16 protein-coding genes are annotated in these 17,747 nt (G+C 71.0%); 5 read left to right on the top strand and 11 right to left on the bottom strand.

The window, feature by feature from the left end:
• Nucleotides 1-22 precede the first annotated feature (22 nt).
• Nucleotides 23-1,243, bottom strand: a complete 1,221-nt coding sequence (locus AB0K18_RS18985) for a deoxyguanosinetriphosphate triphosphohydrolase (protein ID WP_364915538.1) — start codon at nt 1,241-1,243, stop codon at nt 23-25.
• 80 nt (nt 1,244-1,323) lie between these two features.
• On the opposite strand from AB0K18_RS18985, the gene AB0K18_RS18990 reads away from it, so the two are divergent.
• The 4 genes from AB0K18_RS18990 to AB0K18_RS19005 all read left to right on the top strand — a co-directional run bounded on the left by AB0K18_RS18990 (nt 1,324) and on the right by AB0K18_RS19005 (nt 5,742).
• Nucleotides 1,324-2,823: a M48 family metallopeptidase gene (locus AB0K18_RS18990; protein ID WP_364915540.1), complete on the top strand. Its 1,500-nt coding sequence runs from the start codon at nt 1,324-1,326 to the stop codon at nt 2,821-2,823.
• A gap of 115 nt (nt 2,824-2,938) precedes the next feature.
• Nucleotides 2,939-3,616 carry a hypothetical protein gene (locus AB0K18_RS18995; protein WP_364915542.1) on the top strand — a complete coding sequence of 226 codons (678 nt, stop codon included), beginning with the start codon at nt 2,939-2,941 and terminating at the stop codon, nt 3,614-3,616.
• A 141-nt stretch (nt 3,617-3,757) separates the two neighbouring features.
• A complete protein-coding gene (locus AB0K18_RS19000; RefSeq protein WP_364915544.1) occupies nt 3,758-5,125 on the top strand; it encodes a DUF4832 domain-containing protein in 1,368 nt (455 codons plus the stop codon).
• Nucleotides 5,126-5,199: 74 nt separating this feature from the next.
• Nucleotides 5,200-5,742: a GNAT family protein gene (locus AB0K18_RS19005; RefSeq protein ID WP_364915546.1), complete on the top strand. Its 543-nt coding sequence runs from the start codon at nt 5,200-5,202 to the stop codon at nt 5,740-5,742.
• An 82-nt stretch (nt 5,743-5,824) separates the two neighbouring features.
• Here AB0K18_RS19005 and AB0K18_RS19010 read toward each other — a convergent pair whose 3' ends face one another.
• Nucleotides 5,825-6,286, bottom strand: coding sequence for a MarR family transcriptional regulator (locus tag AB0K18_RS19010; RefSeq protein WP_364915548.1), 462 nt, complete (start codon nt 6,284-6,286; stop codon nt 5,825-5,827).
• Between the two features lie 57 nt (nt 6,287-6,343).
• On the opposite strand from AB0K18_RS19010, the gene AB0K18_RS19015 reads away from it, so the two are divergent.
• Entirely contained in the window at nt 6,344-7,120 is a 777-nt protein-coding gene (locus AB0K18_RS19015; protein WP_364915550.1) for an alpha/beta hydrolase, read from the top strand.
• Between the two features lie 135 nt (nt 7,121-7,255).
• On the opposite strand, the gene ppdK is transcribed toward AB0K18_RS19015, so the two are convergent.
• The 9 genes from ppdK to AB0K18_RS19060 form a co-directional block, all read right to left on the bottom strand.
• Nucleotides 7,256-9,892, bottom strand: coding sequence for a pyruvate, phosphate dikinase (ppdK, locus tag AB0K18_RS19020; RefSeq protein WP_364915552.1), 2,637 nt, complete (start codon nt 9,890-9,892; stop codon nt 7,256-7,258).
• A 330-nt stretch (nt 9,893-10,222) separates the two neighbouring features.
• Nucleotides 10,223-11,401 (bottom strand): HAMP domain-containing sensor histidine kinase, encoded by a 1,179-nt coding sequence (locus tag AB0K18_RS19025; RefSeq protein WP_364915554.1) that lies wholly within the window; start codon nt 11,399-11,401, stop codon nt 10,223-10,225.
• The gene (locus tag AB0K18_RS19030) at nt 11,398-12,066 is read right to left on the bottom strand and encodes a response regulator transcription factor (RefSeq protein WP_364377568.1); all 669 of its coding nucleotides are present in this window, start codon (nt 12,064-12,066) and stop codon (nt 11,398-11,400) included. The genes AB0K18_RS19025 and AB0K18_RS19030 overlap by 4 nt, the downstream gene beginning before the upstream one ends.
• 10 nt (nt 12,067-12,076) lie before the next feature.
• On the bottom strand, nt 12,077-12,724 hold the full coding sequence (locus tag AB0K18_RS19035; RefSeq protein WP_364915555.1) for a trypsin-like peptidase domain-containing protein: 648 nt from the start codon (nt 12,722-12,724) through the stop codon (nt 12,077-12,079).
• 425 nt (nt 12,725-13,149) lie between these two features.
• Nucleotides 13,150-14,094, bottom strand: coding sequence for a VWA domain-containing protein (locus tag AB0K18_RS19040; protein ID WP_364915557.1), 945 nt, complete (start codon nt 14,092-14,094; stop codon nt 13,150-13,152).
• Nucleotides 14,091-15,044: a DUF58 domain-containing protein gene (locus tag AB0K18_RS19045; RefSeq protein ID WP_364915559.1), complete on the bottom strand. Its 954-nt coding sequence runs from the start codon at nt 15,042-15,044 to the stop codon at nt 14,091-14,093. The genes AB0K18_RS19040 and AB0K18_RS19045 overlap by 4 nt, the downstream gene beginning before the upstream one ends.
• A complete protein-coding gene (locus tag AB0K18_RS19050; RefSeq protein ID WP_364915561.1) occupies nt 15,041-16,024 on the bottom strand; it encodes a MoxR family ATPase in 984 nt (327 codons plus the stop codon). The genes AB0K18_RS19045 and AB0K18_RS19050 overlap by 4 nt, the downstream gene beginning before the upstream one ends.
• Entirely contained in the window at nt 16,021-16,167 is a 147-nt protein-coding gene (locus tag AB0K18_RS19055) for a hypothetical protein (RefSeq protein WP_364558261.1), read from the bottom strand. Before AB0K18_RS19055 ends, AB0K18_RS19050 begins: the two co-directional genes overlap by 4 nt.
• Before the next feature lie 184 nt (nt 16,168-16,351).
• Nucleotides 16,352-17,737 (bottom strand): glycine--tRNA ligase, encoded by a 1,386-nt coding sequence (locus AB0K18_RS19060; RefSeq protein ID WP_364915563.1) that lies wholly within the window; start codon nt 17,735-17,737, stop codon nt 16,352-16,354.
• Between the last annotated feature and the right edge of the window lie 10 nt (nt 17,738-17,747).

A 17,747-nucleotide genomic window follows, 5' to 3' on the forward strand; every position in this document is an offset into this window, starting at 1 on the left:
GGTGCCCGCCCGCGTCCCGGGATCAGCGGGAGAGCCTGCGGTGCCAGGCGACGGCCGAGGTGTCGGTGAGCGAGGCGATCTGGTCGATCACCACCCGGACGCGGGCTGCGTCGTCGGCCGCCTCCAGGTACGCGGGACGGAAGGCGGGCTCCAGCGTCTCCGGCGCCCCCAGCGTGATCAGGGAGGCCAGCTCGGTGATGAGGTCGCGCTGCCTGGCCTGCTTGGCGTGATGGTCCTCCGTGGTCATCACGTAGTGCGCGGTGACGCCCTTGAGCAGCGCGCACTCCAGCCGGGTGGCGCGCGGGACGACGAGGTCGGCGCGGTGGCGGGAGCCGTACACCTCCTTGGTGGCGGCCTGCGCCGAGCGGCAGAAGCGGCCGATGAGGCCGCTGGTGAGCGCCTTCAGGCCGGCCAGGTCGGCGAGGGTGGCCGCGAAGTGGCGCGGCCACAGCGGGTCGTCGATCAGCCGGGCGAAGACCTCCTCCAGCTCGCCGAGGCCGGCGCCGGGGGCGTACCAGGTGCGGGTGGTCTCGCAGACGTCCGCGCGCTCGATCGGCGACCGCAGGGCCTCGGGGGTGACGTGGCCCGAGGCCAGGGCGTCCTCCAGGTCGTGCACGGAGTAGGCGACGTCGTCGGCCCAGTCCATGATCTGCGCCTCGAAGCTCACCCGGCCCTCGGGCGCGCCCTCCCTGATCCACGCGAACACCGGCAGGTCGTCGTCGTAGACGCCGAACTTGGGCGAGACGTCGCACGTCCACGGGTACTTGATGGAGGCGTCGAGCGCGGCGCGGGTGAGGTTGAGGCCGGCGCTGCGGCCGTCCTCGGTGAGCACCTTGGCCTCCAGCCTGGTGAGCAGGCGCAGGCTCTGCGCGTTGCCCTCGAAGCCGCCACAGGAGGCCGACAGCGCGTTGAGCGCCACCTCGCCGTTGTGCCCGAACGGCGGGTGCCCCAGGTCGTGCGCCAGGCAGGCGGTCTCGACCAGGTCGGGATCGACGCCGAGCGTGGCGCCCATCTCGCGGCCCACCTGGGCGCATTCGAGCGAGTGGGTCAGGCGGGTACGCGGGATGTGCTGGCCGCCGCCCGGCGTCTCCCCCGGGCCCACGACCTGCGTCTTCGCGGCCAGCCTGCGCAGGGCGGCGCTGTGCAGCACGCGTGCTCTGTCACGCTCGAACGCGGAACGTTCGGGATTGCCGGGTGGTTCCGGAATCCAACGTTCCTGATCGTGCTCGTCGTAGTACGGCATCTGTGCGGTGATTTTATCCAGTTTCGTCTCTCCGCTAGTGTCAAGCCTCGCGAGAACCCCTTCCCCGGGAGCCCTCCCCCATGACCACAGCATTCCGAGCGGTGTTGGCCTTCACCCTGCTCGCCGGCTTCTACGTGCTGGTCGGCCTCATTCTGGCAGCCGCGGTCTTCTTCGACGTGCTGCTCGTGGTGGACTTCCACGCCAACCTGGTCAAGTTCGCGGTCGTGTTCACGCTGGCCGCGGGCGCGCTCGTCCGTGCGCTGGTGATGGTCAGCAGGCGCGGCGACGGCGAGCAGCCGGGCGTGGCGGTCGGCCGCGAGCACGAGCCGGTGCTGTGGCAGACGGTGGAGGAGCTGGCCCAGCGCGTCCGTACGGCGCCGCCCGACGAGATCAGGCTGGTGCCCGAGGTGAACGCGGCGGTGTCCGAGGACACCAAGTTCCTCGGCATGAAGGCGACCAGGCGGCGCATGTTCATCGGCCTGCCGCTGCTGCAGACGCTCACGGTCGACGAGCTGCGCGCGGTGCTCGGCCACGAGCTCGGCCACTACAGCGGCGCGCACACCCGGCTGGGCGCGCCGGTCTACCGCGGGCGGGTCTCACTGATCGCGACCGTCCAGGGGCTGCGCAACCACCCGTTCGTGCAGCGCCTGTTCGCCTGGTACGCCAAGCTCTACCTGCGCATCTCGCAGGCCGTCTCGCGCCGGCAGGAGCTGGAGGCCGACCAGTTCGCGGTGGCGATCGGCGGCCGGCAGGCCATGGCGGGCGCGCTGCGCAAGATCCACTCTACGGCTGCCGGCTGGGACCTGTACGTCAACAACTACCTCGTGCTGACCGGCGCGGGCGGCGCCAGGCCCGCGACCGTTTTCGGCGGCTTCCACGCGCTGATGAGTGACCCCGAGCGGCAGTCGCAGCTCGCCAAGCTGGCCGAGCAGCCCGAGGAGGTCTCGCCCTACGACTCCCACCCCAGCCTGTCCGAGCGCCTCACGGCCATCGAGCACCTGCCGGAGCCGCAGCAGGTGCCCGACCCGCGCTCGGCGCTGACCCTGCTCGTCGACGCCAACGTGGCGGTGCAGGCCGTGGAGCAGTCGATGTGGAGCCAGGAGGCGCTGGCGACGCTGCGTCCCGTGCCGTGGGAGGACCTGGTCGCGCACGGCATGTACGCGGGCCGCAACGCCGACGCCCTGCACGACCTGGCGGTGGCGGGCCAGCAGGTGATGGGGGCCTCGCGGCCATACCTGGACGCGGCCTTCGAGGCGATCGCGCGGGGCCGGCAGGCGGAGCTGGAGGCGAAGCTGCTGGAGCAGGGCTGGAACCCGTCCCCGACGCTGCTGTCGGGCGTGCTCGGACAGGCGCTGGAGGCGGTGCTGATCCAGCTCGGCCAGGCCAGGTGGACGCTGTCGTGGTCGGGGCCCGCGCGGCTGCTGTTCGACGACGGCGAGGAGGTGGCGCTGACCGAGTACGCCGCCCAGGTCGCGGCCAGCCCGGCGGCCGTCGCGGGGCTGCGGCAGTGGCTCGGCGACCACGGGATGCGCCACGACTACGTGCCGCTCGACGTGCCCAGCCCGGCCGCCCTGTCCTGACGAGGACGCTCGCTCACAGGGAGAACGCGGACGAAAACATCGGCTATCCCTTGCCAGGTTGCGATCCGTGGCCTTACGGTCACCGTTAGCATACGGACGGCCTGGAGGAGGCCATGTGAGCAGGCAGGACGGCGGGGCCAGGGCGATGCTTCCGCACATCGCCTGGCGGCTGGAGGAGATGCTCGCGGCCATCGCCGAGCGCAGGCCGCGCGCGACGGGCGCGATCGAGCAGGCGCTGCGCAAGGTGCCGCGCCACTGGTTCGTGCCCTCGCGCGGGCTCGTGCTCGAAGACGACGGCGCGCGGCCGATCGACCGCGACGACGACCCCACGGCCTGGTGGGACGCCGTCTACTCCGGGCGGCCGATCGCCACGCCGAGCAGCCGCGACCCGAGCTCCTACCGCTGCGTGGTGCTCGCGCCGAGTTGCGTCGTCGATCTGCTTGAGCTGCTCGATCCGCGTCCCGGGCAGCGGATCCTGGAGGTGGGCACGGGCAGCGGGTGGATCACCGCGCTGCTGTGCCGGCTGACGGGCGAGTCGGGCAGCGTGACGTCGGTCGAGGGTGACGCGACGGTGGCCGAGGAGGCGTGGCGGAACCTGGTGGCGGCCGGGGTGCGTCCTCACCTGATCGTCGGTGACACGGCGCGCGGGTGCCCCGAGCGGGCGCCGTACGACCGGGTGCTCGCGCCGGCCGTCATGCCCGACACGTGGGTGGCGCAGGCGCGGCCCGGCGCGGTGATCGTCGGCGGGAACGACCGGGCGGCGATGCGGCTGGTGGTCCCTTCGGACGACTGACATTACCGGGGAGTCCACCGTTAAGCATTGGAGCACATGACTTCTTCCTGGGTTCCTGTTGGCGAGGTCTTGACTTAATTCTCATGGACTCCATGATTAGTTGCGCAAGCCCGAGACCCCCCGGCATGCCTAGGGAGCCCCATGCCCAAGCTCGCACGCACCCTCGCCCTCCCGCTCCTCCTCTGCGCGTCCTTACTCACCGCGCCCCCGGCCCTGGCCACCGGTAAGGCGGCCACGGTGACGTACGCGCAGAGCGGCGCCGACGTCGCCAACCCCGAGCGCGGCTTCTACCACCACACCGGCGACTGCGACAAGAACGACTTCGACGCCGGCACCCTGCGGAGCTACCGCACGAACGAGAACATCTCGCTCGTCATGTGCGTCTTCTACCTCGCCGAGTTCACCGGCGGCCCGCTCAGCCAGGCCGCGCTCGCCCAGCTCCAGCAGCAGTTCGACACCGTACGGCAGGCCGGGCTGAAGATGATCCTGCGCTTCGCCTACACCGCCTCGGAGGACGGCGCCGACGCGCCGAAGGACCGCGTGCTGGCCCACCTCGACCAGCTCGCCCCCTACCTGCGGGCCAACCAGGACGTCATCTATGTCATGCAGGCCGGCTTCATCGGCGCCTGGGGCGAGTGGTACTACACCCAGAACTTCGGCAACGCCGGGAACGTCACCGCCGCCGACTGGGCCAACCGCAAGGCCGTCGTCGACAAGCTGCTGAGCGTCCTGCCCTCGACGCGGATGGTGCAACTGCGCACCCCCAAGTTCAAGCGCACCCTCTACTCCACCACCCCGGTCACCCCCGGGCAGGCGCACGGGGGCTCGGCCGTGGCGCGGATCGGGCACCACAACGACTGCTTCCTCGCCAGCCCCGACGACTACGGCACGTACGAGGACGCCTCGGTCGAGTATCCGTACCTCTCCTCCGACACCGCCCACGTCGCCATGGGCGGCGAGACCTGCAACCCCAACCCGCCACGCTCCGACTGCCCCACCGCCCAGGACGAGCTGGCGCGCTTCCACTGGTCGTACCTGAACGCCGACTACCACACCGGCGTGCTCGAGAGCTGGAGCACCGGCGGCTGCCGGGCCGCGGTCAGCCGCAGCCTCGGCTACCGCCTCGCGCTCGTCTCCGGCACCTATCCGGGCACGGCCACCCGCGGCGGGCGGCTCCCCGTCCGCATCACGGTCAGGAACGACGGGTACGCCGCCCCCGTCAACCCGCGCGACCTGGAGCTGGTGCTGCGCAACACCGCCACCTCCGCCGTCACCCGCATCCCGCTGACCGCCGACCCGCGCAAGTGGCAGGCGGGCGGGACGACGACTGTCGCACAGACGGTCACGCTGCCCGCGTCCTTGCCGGCCGGCAGCTACGCGCTGCTGCTCGGCCTGCCCGATCCCCTGCGGCCTTCGCGGGCCGAGTACGCGATCCGCCTGGCCAACGACGGCACCTGGGAGGCGTCGAGCGGCCTCAACAACCTCCTGCACACGGTCACCGTGCGCTGAGGCCCTCCTGTGACGGGGAGGGCGGCGCGTTTATTCGGTTGACCGGGCGTCCGAGAGGTCAGGACGATGACCGGATGCAGATCGAGTACGTGCGGCTCTCCCCCGACGACACCGAGGCGCTGGTCGCCTTCCTGACGGCCGACCCCTGGCCGTTCCACGCCGGGGTGCAGGATCCCGAGGCGATCAGGAAGCGGGTCGCGGACGGGGTCTACGACGACGATGACAACCGTACGTTCTGGCAGATCGCCGACGGCGAGCGGGCCGGGCTCGTCAGGCTGAACGACCTCAGCGACCCGACGCCCATGTTCGACCTGCGGATCCTGCCCCGCTTCCGGGGACGCGGGCTGGGCAAGGACGCCGTGCGCTGGCTGACGGCTTACCTTTTCGACGCCTTCCCGCAGATCCAGCGGGTCGAGGGGCAGACGCGGGGCGACAACGTGGCGATGCGGGCCGTCTTCCGCGCGTGCGGCTACGTCAAGGAGGCCCACTACCGCGAGGCGTGGCCGGCGCCCGACGGGTCGGCCCACGACTCGATCGCTTACGCGATCCTGCGCCGCGACTGGGTCTCCGGCACGGTGACCCCGCTCGTCTGGGACGACGAGCCCGTACGACGCTGACCCGCCCGTTCTGAGAGGACGAGCCGGTCCGCTTTCGGCGCCGCCCAGAGGCGACCCTGCGAGTCTCCGGGCGGCGTGCGTTTCAGTCCATGTCGATGTCGTCGAGCAGCCTGAGCAGCCGTGACAGGACGTGCAGGCAGGTCTCGATCTCGGCTTCCGTGAGGTCGCCGCCGGCCTGGCGGAGCACCGTACGCTCGCGCTCGATCACCGCCTCGATGGCGGCCTTCCCTTCCTCCGTCAGCCGGATCAGCGACGAACGCTTGTGCGCCGGGTTGGGCGCGGTCTCGACCAGGCCCCGCGCGGCGGCGTCGTTCGTCATCCGCTGGACGAACTGGCGGCTCAGCGCCTGCTCCCTGCCCATCTGCGGCACGGTCATGGGGCCGTGCTCGCGCAGCATGTTGAGCACCGCCCGCACCCCGACCGACAGCCCCTCGATGGGCGCGTCCTGCTCCACCTTGCGCTGGGCGCGCCGGTAGAGGGGGCCCACCAGATCGAAGACCTCGGTGAGACGGTCGGTCGGTGGCGTTCCTCGTGTCTCGCTCACTCCTCCATAATGACACCTGAGTTGTCATTCTCGCGCCAACATGACACCTTGGTTGTCATGAAGGATCTGTTCTGGACCGAGAACGGCACCGGCAAGCCCGTCGTCCTGCTGCACGGCGGCTTCCTCGACCACACGATGTGGAACGACCAGATCTCGGCGCTCTCCGATCGCTACCGGGTCATCGCGTACGACGCCCGCGGCCACGGCCGCTCCGCCAACGCCACGGGGCCGTACCGGCTCACCGACGACCTCGCCGCCCTGCTGCGGCACCTCGGCACCGGGCCTGCCGTGCTGGTGGGAGTCTCCATGGGGGCGGGACTCGCGGTGGACACGGCCTTGGAGCACCCTGAGCTGGTCAGCGCCCTGGTGGTGACGGGGGCGGGAACGAGCGAGCCGTACTTCGAGGATCCGTGGACCCGGCAGGCCATGACCGTCTGGCACGCCGCAATGGCCGCCGGCGATCTGGAAGGCTCGATCGAGGGCTTCCTGACGGTCGGTTTGGGCCCGTCCCGCGACCTCTCAGAGCTCGACCCGGAGGTGCCGCGACGCCTGCGGGCGATGGCGCGAGCCACGATGAGCAAGCACACGGCAGACGAACCCAACCACGTCATACCGGTGAAGGACACCTGGCACCGCATAAGGGAGCTCGAGATCCCGGTGCTGGCCATCCACGGCGCCGCCGACTCCCCCGACCACATAGCCATGGCCGAACGCCTCGCCACCACCGTCGTCAACGGTCGCTCAGTGACCATCGACGGCGCCGCCCACCACCCGAACATGGAACGCCCCGACACCTACAACAAGGTCTTGGAGGACTTCCTCAACTCCCTCTGAGACACCCGCTCACCGGGCGCGAGAGTGCGGCTTCTTGGATGAGGAGGAAGTAGGGGCCCCTTTCACGACGTGGTCCGATGCCCGCCCTTTCCCCGGTCGTCAGACGGGGAAGGGCGGGCGGCGGTGCCGGTGGTTTCAGCGGGTGTCGGACTCGTTTTCCGCAAGGGCGGCGCGGCCGGCTTCTAGTCTGGCCACCGGGATGCGGAACGGGGAGCAGGAGACGTAGTCCAAGCCCACGTCGTGGCAGAAGTGGACCGAGTCCGGGTCGCCGCCGTGTTCGCCGCAGATGCCGAGGTGGAGGTCGGGGCGGGCGGCGCGGCCCTCGGCCACCGCGATCTCCATGAGGCGGCCGACGCCCTCCCTGTCGATGCTCTCGAACGGCGAGACGCCGAAGATGCCGAGGTCGAGGTAGCGGTGGAAGAACGAGGATTCCACGTCGTCGCGGGAGAAGCCCCACGCCATCTGGGTCAGGTCGTTGGTGCCGAAGGAGAAGAACTCGGCGGCCTCGGCGATCTGGCCCGCGGTGAGCGCCGCCCTCGGCACCTCGATCATGGTGCCGATCAGCGCCTCCACGCCGGCTTCTGCGAGGATTCGCACGGCCTCCTCGCGTACGGACTCCAGCTCCTGCACCGCCGCCACCAGCGGGATCATGATCTCGGGACGCGCGCCGGGCACCTCGGCGGCGGCCTGGGCGATGGCCCTGACCTGCATCGCGAACAGCCCGGGGATGACCAGGCCGAGCCGCACGCCGCGCAGTCCCAGCATCGGGTTCTGCTCGTGCAGGCGCTTGACGGCGCTCAGCAGCCGCCGGTCCTTGTCGGTGGCCTCGTGGGTGGCGGCCTTGATCGACAGCTCCACCAGGTCGGGCAGGAACTCGTGCAGCGGCGGGTCGATGAGCCGGATCGTCACGGGCACGCCGTCCATCGCCTGGAAGATGCCGATGAAGTCGGACTTCTGCAGCGGCTCAAGGGCGTCCAGCGCGACCTGACGCTCCTCGTCGGTGGTGGCGAGCACCAGGTCCTCCACGAGCTGCCGCCGCTCCCCGAGGAACATGTGCTCCGTACGGCAGAGCCCGATGCCCTGCGCGCCGAAGCGGCGGGCGCGGGCGGCGTCGTCGGGGGTGTCGGCGTTGGCGCGCACCCCGAGCCGGCGGACGCCGTCGGCGTGCCGCATGATCCGGTCCACGGCCTTGACCAGGTCGTCGGCGGGCTCAGCGGCGCCTTCGAAGTACTCGACCACGGCCGACGGCACGACCGGCACCTCGCCCAGGAAGACCTCGCCGGTGCGGCCGTCGATGGAGATGACCTCGCCCTCGCAGACCTCGACGCCGCCGGGCGCGGTGAAGCGCCGCTCGGCGGGGAGCACCTCCAGCTCCTCGGCCCCGCACACGCAGGTCTTGCCCATGCCGCGGGCGACGACGGCGGCGTGCGAGGTCTTGCCGCCGCGGCTGGTCAGGATGCCTCTGGCGGCGATCATACCGGCCAGGTCGTCGGGGTTGGTCTCGCGGCGGACGAGGATGACGTCCTCGCCCTGCTCGGCCAGCTCGACCGCGCGCTCGGAGGAGAAGACGGCCTTGCCGACGGCGGCGCCCGGGGAGGCGTTCATGCCCTTGGCGATCTTCTTCTTCTCGGCGCCGCCGTCGAAGCGGGGGAACATGAGCTGCGCGAGCTGGTCGCCGGTGACCCGGGTGACGGCCTCGTCCATGGTGATCAGGCCCTGGTCGACGAGCTGCGTGGCGATGCAGAACGCCGCCGCGGCGGTGCGCTTGCCGACCCGCGTCTGGAGCATCCACAGCTTGCCGCGCTCGATGGTGAACTCGATGTCGCACAGGTCGCGGTAGTGGTTCTCCAGCGTCTCCATGATGGCGAGCAGCTCGCGGTAGGAGCTCGGGTCGATGCGTTCGAGGTCCTGCAGCGGGATGGTGTTGCGGATGCCGGCGACGACGTCCTCGCCCTGGGCGTTCTGCAGGTAGTCGCCGTAGATGCCCTGCTGGCCGGAGCCCGGGTCGCGGGTGAAGGCGACGCCGGTGCCGGAGTCGTCGCCGTAGTTGCCGAAGACCATGGCCATGATGTTGACGGCGGTGCCGAGGTCGGCGGGGATGCGCTCCTGGCGGCGGTAGAGGATGGCGCGCGGCGCGTTCCACGAGTCGAAGACGGCCATGACGGCCAGGCGCATCTGCTCGCGCGGGTCGGCGGGGAAGTCCGCGCCGGTCTGCTCGCGCACGATCCCCTTGTACGTCTCCACCAGCTGCTGCAGCTCGCCCGCGTCCAGGTCGGTGTCCTGGCGCCGCCCCTTCAGCCGGTCGAGCGCGCCCTCGAACAGGTCGCCGTCGATGCCCAGCACGGTCTTGCCGAACATCTGGATGAGCCTGCGGTAGGAGTCCCAGGCGAAGCGGTCGTTGCCGCCCGCCTGCTTGGCGAGGCCGTGCACCGACTCGTCGTTGAGCCCGATGTTGAGCACCGTCTCCATCATCCCCGGCATGGAGAACTTCGCCCCTGAACGTACGCTGACCAGCAGCGGGTCGTCGGCCTGGCCGAGCTTCCTGCCCATCGTCGACTCCAGCGCCGCGAGGTGCCCGGCGACCTCCTGCTCCAGCCCGTCCGGCAGGGAGCCTTCCGCCAGGTAGTGGCGGCACGCGTCGCTGGTGATCGTGAATCCAGGGGGAACCGGCAGCCCGAGGTTCGTCATTTCGGCGAGGTTCGCGCCCTTACCGCCGAGAAGATCTTTGAGATTCCTGTTGCCCTCGGTGAAATCGTAAACGTATTTGGCCACCACAGCTCCAATCGAACGCCTCTGAACCGGACTCTACCGGTGAAATTGATGATGAAACTGCACCCCTCCGTTAAGTCGATGTTTGTGCTGGTGAACACGGTACGACAGGTCTAATCCAATTTTAAGACCCATAGTCGGAAAATTGGATTAGACCAATTGGTTTACACCAATTCTTGAGAAAGGCGGGCAGTCCGTGCGGAATCACGTCACACCCCCACCAGGAGGCCCCCATGGCCACTCCCACCAGGCCGGGAAAACGGCAAGGCCCGGCCGCCGGGCTCACCCGGCGACCGGGCCTTGCCCGGCGGCTCGCCATCTACCGGATGGGCTTCACCCGGCGGTGCTCAGGGGGTTGATCTCCGGTGGGGCGTCGCCGGCGCCTTCGCGGGGCGGCAGCCAGAGCACGAACGTGGCGCCCTGGCCGAGCCTGGAGAACACCGCCACCCTGCCCCCGTGCGACTCCACGATCTGCCGCACGATGGCCAGGCCCAGCCCCGTGTGGCGGTCGCGGCGGCTGGCCTCGCCGCGCCAGAACCGGTCGAACACCCGCGCCTGGTCCGCCTCGCGCAGCCCGGGGCCGTCGTCGCGGACCGCCGCCCACAACCAGCCGCCCCCGCGGCCGGCCGCCACCTTGATCGTGCCGCCCGGAGGCGAGAGGCGGACGGCGTTCGACAGCAGGTTCGCCACCGAGCGGCGCAGCGCGTCGGCGTCGCCGATCATCTCCAGGCCCGTCCCGAGCTCCCTGACGATCGTCACGTCGCGGGCGGCGGCCGGGGCCGCGTACTCCTCGCACGCCTCCCCCGCCACCCAGGCCAGGTCGACCTCCGTGTCCGCGAACGCCGTGCCCTGCCGCCGCGCCGTCGCCAGCAGGTCCTCCACCAGCGTCGTCATCCGGGTCGTCGCGCGGTCCACGATGGCCACCGCCCGCGCCCGCTCCTCCTCGCTGGCGTCGGGGGCGGCAAGGACGGCGTCCACGTTCGCCCTGATGATGGTCAGCGGGTTGCGCAGCTCGTGCGAGGCGTCGTCGATGAGCTGCCGCTGCGCGCTGAACGCCTCCTCCAGCCGGTCGAGCATCGTGTCGATGGTGTCGGCGAGGTCCTTCAGCTCGTCGCGCGGGCCGTCCAGCTTGATGCGCCGCTTCAGGTCGGTGGCCTGGATCTCCTCCGTCGTACGCGTGATCGACCGCACCGGCCGCAGCACCCGGCCCGACAGCACCCAGCCGATGCCGAGGCTGCAGACGTACAGGCCGGCCAGGGTGAGCAGCGAGTAGTTGCGCAGCGCCGCCATCGTCTCGACGTTGACCGCGTTCTCGACCTCCTCCACGAACACCACCTCGCGCCTGCCGAGGTACTGGTCGCCGCTGTAGGTCTTCGCGAACTCCGTCGAGACGGGGCGCTGCTCGGTGGTCTTCGACACGGCGAAGTAGATGCCGCCGAGCACCAGCGTGGCCAGCACGAACAGCAGGCCCGAGTAGAGCACCGTGAGCCTGAAGCGGATGGTGTGGATCATGACGCCGGCTCCTTGAGCCGGTAGCCCCGGCTGATCACGGTCTCGATCAGGCCGTCCTCCTGGAGCTTGCGGCGCAGGTTGCCGACCGTGACCCGCACGGTGTTGGTGAACGGGTCGGCATGCTCGTCCCAGACGTGTTCGAGCAGCTCCTCCGTGGAGACGACGTGACCCGGGCGGGTCATCAGGTAGTGCAGCACGCCGTACTCCTTCGGCGTGAGCGCCAGCGCGCGGCCGTCCAGCGACACCTCCAGCCGGGCCGTGTCGATGCGCAGGCCGCCCACCTCCAGCACCGCCGTGCCGCCCGTCGCGTCCCTGCGCAGCAGCGCGCGCACCCTGGCCAGCAGCTCGGGGAACGCGAACGGCTTGACCAGGTAGTCGTCGGCGCCCTCGTCCAGGCCCCGCACCCGGTCGTCCAGGCGGTCGCGGGCGGTCACCATGATGATCCGCACGCCCTGGCCCGCCGCGCGTACCGACCGGCACAGCTGGAAGCCGTCGCCGCCGGGCAGGTTGAGGTCGAGCAGCACCAGGTCGTAGGTGTTGACCTGCAGCTTCTCGTGGGCGGCCGGGGCGTCGAAGGCGACGTCCACCGCGTACCCGGCGCGGACCAGGCCGACGCGCATGGCGTCGACCAGGTCCTCTTCGTCCTCCACCACCAGCAGTCGCATGTCTTGCACCCTAATTTCGGATGATGCGTTCGGCGATGGGCGCCGCCCTGTCGATCGGGATGGCGAAGCCGATGCCGATGTTGCCGCCGCCCCGGCTCGCGGCGATCGCCGTGTTCACGCCGACGACCTCGCCCTGGGCGTTCACCAGGGGGCCGCCCGAGTTGCCGGGGTTGATCGAGGCGTCGGTCTGCACCGCCGTACGGCGGGAGTCGCCCAGGCGTACCTCGCGGTCGAGCGCGCTGACGATGCCGGACGTGACCGTGCCCGACAGGCCCAGCGGCGACCCGATCGCCAGCACCTGGTCGCCCACCGCCAGCTCGGACGACCGGCCCAGCGTGGCGGGCGTCAACTCGCCGGGGTGATCCACCTCCAGGACGGCCAGGTCCTCGCCCCGGTCCGCCCCGGCCACCCGCGCGGTGAGCCGGGTCCCGTCGGCGAGCACCACCGTCACCTGCGTACTGCCCGCGACCACGTGCGCGTTGGTGAGGATGTGCCCCTGGCCGTCCACCACGAACCCGGACCCGCCCGAGGTCCCCGTCTCGATGGACACCACGCTCGGCAGCACCCGCGCCGCCGTCTCGCTGAGCCCGGCGAGCGGCGCGGAGGGGGCGGGCGCCACCCGGGGCAACGCCGCCGGCGCAGCGGGTTGCTCACCCATCCGCGCCCCCGCGAGACCCCCCGCCACCCCACCCGCCATCCCGGCCACGGCTCCGGCGACGACAGCGACCAACGCCGCCGCCACCAGCACCCGCCCCCGAGCGTGGACACCTCCAGAAGCCCCACCCGCCGCCACAGGCGAGCCCCCGGCGGGCAGCGCGCTATGGGAAACCCTGCCCATGGGCGAGGAGCCCCCCGAGGCGCGGTGTCTGGACGGTGTCCGGGCGGAGCTGAGGAGGTGCCCCGCTCCCAGCCCCGCCCGGACACCGGCCCCCGCACCCGGCCCCGCTCCTGTGGCCGCGGGCCCTCCTCGCGGTCCGCCTCTCGCGCCGGTGGCCCCTGAGGCGGTGCTTCCTGCCTCGCCGGGTCCTGTGCCGGCCGAGGGCGGGGTGGTGAAGGAGGGGCCGTTGGGGGTGCCGAGGCCCCTCATGGGAGCCTCGAGAACCAGAGCAGCGACGTCACCGCCGCTGTCAGGCCGAAGAGCAGGCCCGCTGCCACGAACCACTGCCAGACCTCCTGACGTTCGGTGCGGTAGCCGACCGAGGTGCCGATGTCCTCGTAGACGGCCTGCAGCTCGTCGCCGCTCGCGGCCTCGTAGAAGCCGCCCCCGGCGGACTCGGCGAGGCTCCGCAGGGCGGGCCCGTCCACGGGGACCGGCACGTCGCGGCCGGACAGGCTGATGACGCCGTCCGCGGTGCCGTACGCGATGGTGGTGACGGGGACGCCACGGGACGACGCCTCGGTGGCGGCGTCGCCGACCGTGCGGCCGGTGGTGCTGGAGCCGTCCGACAGCAGCACGATGTGCGCGGGCGGCGCCTCCTCCTCGGTGTCGAGCGCCGCGATGGCCTCAAGCGAGGTGAAGACGGCCTCGCCGATGGCGGTGCCCGAGTCGGTGCCGAGGCGCTCCAGTGCGTACAGGACGGCCTGCCGGTCGGTGGTGGGCGGCACGGCGACGGAGGCCGAGCCGGAGAACGACACCAGCCCGAGGTTGAAGCGTTCCGGCAGCCCCTGGACGAACTGGGTGGCCGCCGCCTTGGCCGCCTCGAACCGGTTGGGCGCGACGTCGGTGGCCCCCATGGACGCGGACACGTCGAACGCCACCATGATCGTCGCCCGTTCCCTGGGCACCCGCACCTCTGCGGTCGGCCGGGCGAAGCCGATGACGAGCAGCGCGAACATGAGCAGCAGCGCCGCCGCGGGGACGTGCCGCCGCCAGCCGGGCCGGCGCGGCGCGACCTTGTCGAGCAGGTCGTAGTTGGCGAAGCGGACGGCGTAGGAGGTGCGGCTGCGCAGCGCCATGACGACGTACGTGACCGCGAGCAGCGCCACCGGGACGAGCAGCAGCAGCCAGAGGGGCGCGATGAGGCTCACGCTACCCCGCCTCCTCCCATGGGCGCCCCGCTGTGCCGGGTGGGGCCGGGGGCGAGCGAGGCCATCTTGCGCTGCCGCATGACGTGCTGGACGAGGTCGCGCACCCAGTCCCGGTCGGTACGCAGCCGCAGGTGCGCGGCCCCGGCCCGGCGCAGCGCACCGGAGACGGCGTCCCGCTGCGCGAGCGCGGCCTCGGCGTACCTGCGGCGCAGCCGGGCGCTGCCGGTGGCGACCTCGCGCCGCCGCCCCGACTCGGGGTCGATCAGCGTGAGGATGCCGACGTCCGGCAGGGTCAGCTCGCGCGGGTCGATCACCTCCACGGCCAGCACCTGGTGGCGGGCGGTGAGGCGGCGCAGTGGCGGCTCCCAGGTCTCTGGCGTGTCGAGGAAGTCCGACACGACGACGACCAGCCCGCGCCGCCTGGTGACCCGGCCGAGCTGCTCGGCCGCGACGCCGAGCAGCGGCTCGGCCACGCCCGGCGGGGTGCGCGGCAGCGCGAACGCCGCCTGCAGCAGCGCCATCAGGTGCGGCCTGCCCGTCCTGGCGGGCAGCGTCCTGACCCCGCCGCCGTGCAGAAGGTGCACGCCGATGCGGTTGCCGGTGCGCTGGGTGAGGAAGCCGATCGCTGCCAGGGCCGACAGTGCGAGCTCGCGCTTCTCCATGGCGACCGTGCCGAAGTCCATGCTGGCGGTGGCGTCGAGCAGCGCCCAGATCTCCAGCTCGCGGTCCGCGACCAGGTCACGGACGTGGGGCTCGTTCGTGCGCGCGGTGACGTTCCAGTCCATGCGCCGCACGTCGTCGCCCGGCCGGTACGCCCGCGACTCCGCCGGCTCGCTGCCAGGACCGGGCACCAGTCCCAGATGCTCGCCTTGGAGCAGCCCATCGAGTCTCCTCGTGATCGTCAGCTCGAGCCTGCGCAGGGCGGGCTCGGCCATCAGGTACGGCTTCATGCGGCGTCCGTCCGCTGCTGGGGAGCGATGACCGGCAGCGGCACGGCGGCCAGCACCCGGTCCACGACCTGGCGGGGCATGACCCCGGCGGCCAGCGCGTCGAAGGAGAGCACGAGCCGGTGGGCCATGACGTCGTGCGCGAGGTCGCGTACGTCCTCGGGCAGCACGTAGTCGCGCCCGCGCAGCAGGGCGAGCCCGCGGCCGGCGGCCAGCAGGCCGAGCGTGGCCCTGGGGCTGGCGCCGAAGGCGAGGTGCCGGCCCACGTCGGGGATGCCGTACCGGTCGGGGTCGCGGGTGGCGTAGACGAGGCGGACGGCGTACTCGGCGACCGCGTGGTGCACGAAGACCTCCTGGGCCCTGCGTTGCAGCGCGACGACCTCCTCGGGGCCGAGGACGCTCTGGGGCGCGGGCGGGTCCACGCTCATGCGGTAGACGATCGCCAGCTCCTCCGATTCGCTGGGATAGTCCACGTCGATCTTCATGAGGAAGCGGTCGCGCTGCGCCTCGGGCAGGTGGTAGACGCCCTCGGACTCGATGGGGTTCTGGGTGGCCAGCACCAGGAAGGGCCGGGGCACCTCGTACGTGGTGCCGCCGATGCTGACCTGGTGCTCGGCCATGATCTCCAGCAGCGCCGACTGCACCTTGGCGGGCGCCCGGTTGATCTCGTCGGCGAGCAGCAGGTTGACCATGACGGGCCCGAGCTCGACGTCGAAGGTCTCGCTGGAGGGCCGGTAGATCCTGGTGCCGACGATGTCGGCGGGCACCAGGTCGGGGGTGAACTGGATGCGCGCGAACGTGCCTCCGACGACCGTGGCGGTGGTCTCGGCGGCCAGCGTCTTGGCGATGCCCGGCACGCCTTCGAGCAGGCAGTGCCCCTTGGCGAGGACGGCGACGAGCAGCCGCTCGACCATGTGGTCCTGGCCGACGATGACGCGCTTGATCTCGAACAGGGCGCGTTCGAGGAGAGTGGGGTCGGTCATGGCTGCACGCTTCCGCGCAGGCAGTCGTCCACGACGACGCGCAGCTCCAGGGCGGACGGTTCGGGGTCGGCGAACGCGGCGCCGCCCGTCATCATCAGCGCGGCGGCGGCGAGCAAGACAAGAGCGAAACGTGGTGTACGCATGAATTCCTCGTCCCTCGGATCGGCCGTGATCGGCTTAGGACGAATGTCATCAAGTCACCGCGAAAACCAGCGTAACCGTCGCCTTTATACGATTTTTCGGTGAAAAAGCCCAGGTCAGCAGCCCCCTGGACAGCGCGAAGGGCCGCCCGCCGCACGGCGAGCGGCCCTTCCGGGACCTCGTGGATCAGTCGTTGAGGTGCTGGCGCAGGTAGGACTCGACCCCGTCGATGGAGATGCGCTCCTGGCGCATCGAGTCGCGCTCGCGGATCGTCACCGCGTCGTCCTCAAGGGTGTCGAAGTCGACCGTGATGCAGAACGGCGTGCCGATCTCGTCCTGGCGGCGGTAGCGGCGGCCGATCGCGCCCGCGTCGTCGAACTCGACGTTCCAGCGGCGGCGCAGCTGCGCGGCGAGGTCGCGGGCCTTCGGCGACAGGTCGGCGTTGCGCGACAGCGGCAGCACCGCGGCCTTGACCGGCGCGAGCCGGTGGTCGAGCCGCATGACCGTGCGCTTCTCCATGACGCCCTTGGCGTTGGGCGCCTCGTCCTCGCTGTAGGCGTCGATCAGGAACGTCAGCGTGGCGCGGTCGACGCCCGCCGCCGGCTCGATGACGTAGGGGACGTAACGCTCGCCGCTGTCCTGCTCGAAGAAGCTGAGGTCGACGCCGGAGGCCTTGGCGTGGGCCGACAGGTCGAAGTCGGTGCGGTTGGCGATGCCCTCCAGCTCACCCCACTCCGAGCCGGTGAAGTTGAAGCGGTATTCGACGTCGACCGTGCGCTTGGAGTAGTGGGACAGCTTTTCCTGCGGGTGCTCGTAGAGGCGCAGGTTGTCCTTGTTGATGCCCAGATCGGAGTACCAGCGGAAGCGCTCGTCGATCCAGTATTGGTGCCACTCCTCGTCGGTGCCGGGCTTGACGAAGAACTCCATCTCCATCTGCTCGAACTCGCGGGTGCGGAAGATGAAGTTGCCCGGCGTGATCTCGTTGCGGAACGACTTGCCGATCTGGCCGATGCCGAACGGGATCTTCTTGCGCGCCGACTGCTGCACGTTGAGGTAGTTGATGAAGATGCCCTGCGCGGTCTCCGGCCGCAGCCAGGCCAGGCCCGACTCGTCCTCGACCGGGCCGAGGAAGGTCTTGAGCAGGCCGCTGAACTGCCGGGGCTCGGTGAAGGTGCCCTTGTTGCCGCAGTTGGGGCAGGTGATGTCGGCCAGGCCGCCCTCGGGCTCCTTGCCGTTCTTCTCCTCGTAGGCCTCGAGGAGGTGGTCGGCGCGGAAGCGCTTGTGGCAGGACAGGCATTCGGTCAGCGGGTCGGTGAAGGTGTCGACGTGGCCGCTCGCGCGCCACACCTCGGGCGCCAGGATGACGGATGAGTCGAGGCCCACCACGTCGTCGCGGGACTGGACCATCGACAGCCACCACTGCCGCTTGACGTTGTTCTTCAGCTCGACGCCCAGTGGACCGTAGTCCCACGACGCGCGCAGTCCGCCGTAGATCTCGCTCGACGGGTAGACGAGCCCGCGGCGCTTGGCGAGGCTGACGATGGTGTCCATGACGTCGGTGCGTCGTGCCATTTTGGTTGGT

This window comes from Nonomuraea sp. NPDC049421, assembly GCF_040677005.1.
In the GTDB taxonomy this organism is placed as follows: Bacteria; Actinomycetota; Actinomycetes; order Streptosporangiales; family Streptosporangiaceae; genus Nonomuraea; species Nonomuraea salmonea.

Coding starts and splice junctions, on each gene's coding strand:
- AB0K18_RS19030 (WP_364377568.1), bottom strand. CDS start 12,066: ATGCGACTGCTGGTGGTGGAGGACGAAGAGGACCTGGTCGACGCCATG.
- AB0K18_RS18985 (WP_364915538.1), bottom strand. CDS start 1,243: ATGCCGTACTACGACGAGCACGATCAGGAACGTTGGATTCCGGAACCA.
- AB0K18_RS19025 (WP_364915554.1), bottom strand. CDS start 11,401: ATGATCCACACCATCCGCTTCAGGCTCACGGTGCTCTACTCGGGCCTG.
- AB0K18_RS19045 (WP_364915559.1), bottom strand. CDS start 15,044: ATGAAGCCGTACCTGATGGCCGAGCCCGCCCTGCGCAGGCTCGAGCTG.
- AB0K18_RS19060 (WP_364915563.1), bottom strand. CDS start 17,737: ATGGCACGACGCACCGACGTCATGGACACCATCGTCAGCCTCGCCAAG.
- AB0K18_RS19035 (WP_364915555.1), bottom strand. CDS start 12,724: ATGGGTGAGCAACCCGCTGCGCCGGCGGCGTTGCCCCGGGTGGCGCCC.
- AB0K18_RS18990 (WP_364915540.1), top strand. CDS start 1,324: ATGACCACAGCATTCCGAGCGGTGTTGGCCTTCACCCTGCTCGCCGGC.
- AB0K18_RS19015 (WP_364915550.1), top strand. CDS start 6,344: ATGAAGGATCTGTTCTGGACCGAGAACGGCACCGGCAAGCCCGTCGTC.
- AB0K18_RS19050 (WP_364915561.1), bottom strand. CDS start 16,024: ATGACCGACCCCACTCTCCTCGAACGCGCCCTGTTCGAGATCAAGCGC.
- AB0K18_RS19055 (WP_364558261.1), bottom strand. CDS start 16,167: ATGCGTACACCACGTTTCGCTCTTGTCTTGCTCGCCGCCGCCGCGCTG.
- AB0K18_RS19005 (WP_364915546.1), top strand. CDS start 5,200: ATGCAGATCGAGTACGTGCGGCTCTCCCCCGACGACACCGAGGCGCTG.
- AB0K18_RS19000 (WP_364915544.1), top strand. CDS start 3,758: ATGCCCAAGCTCGCACGCACCCTCGCCCTCCCGCTCCTCCTCTGCGCG.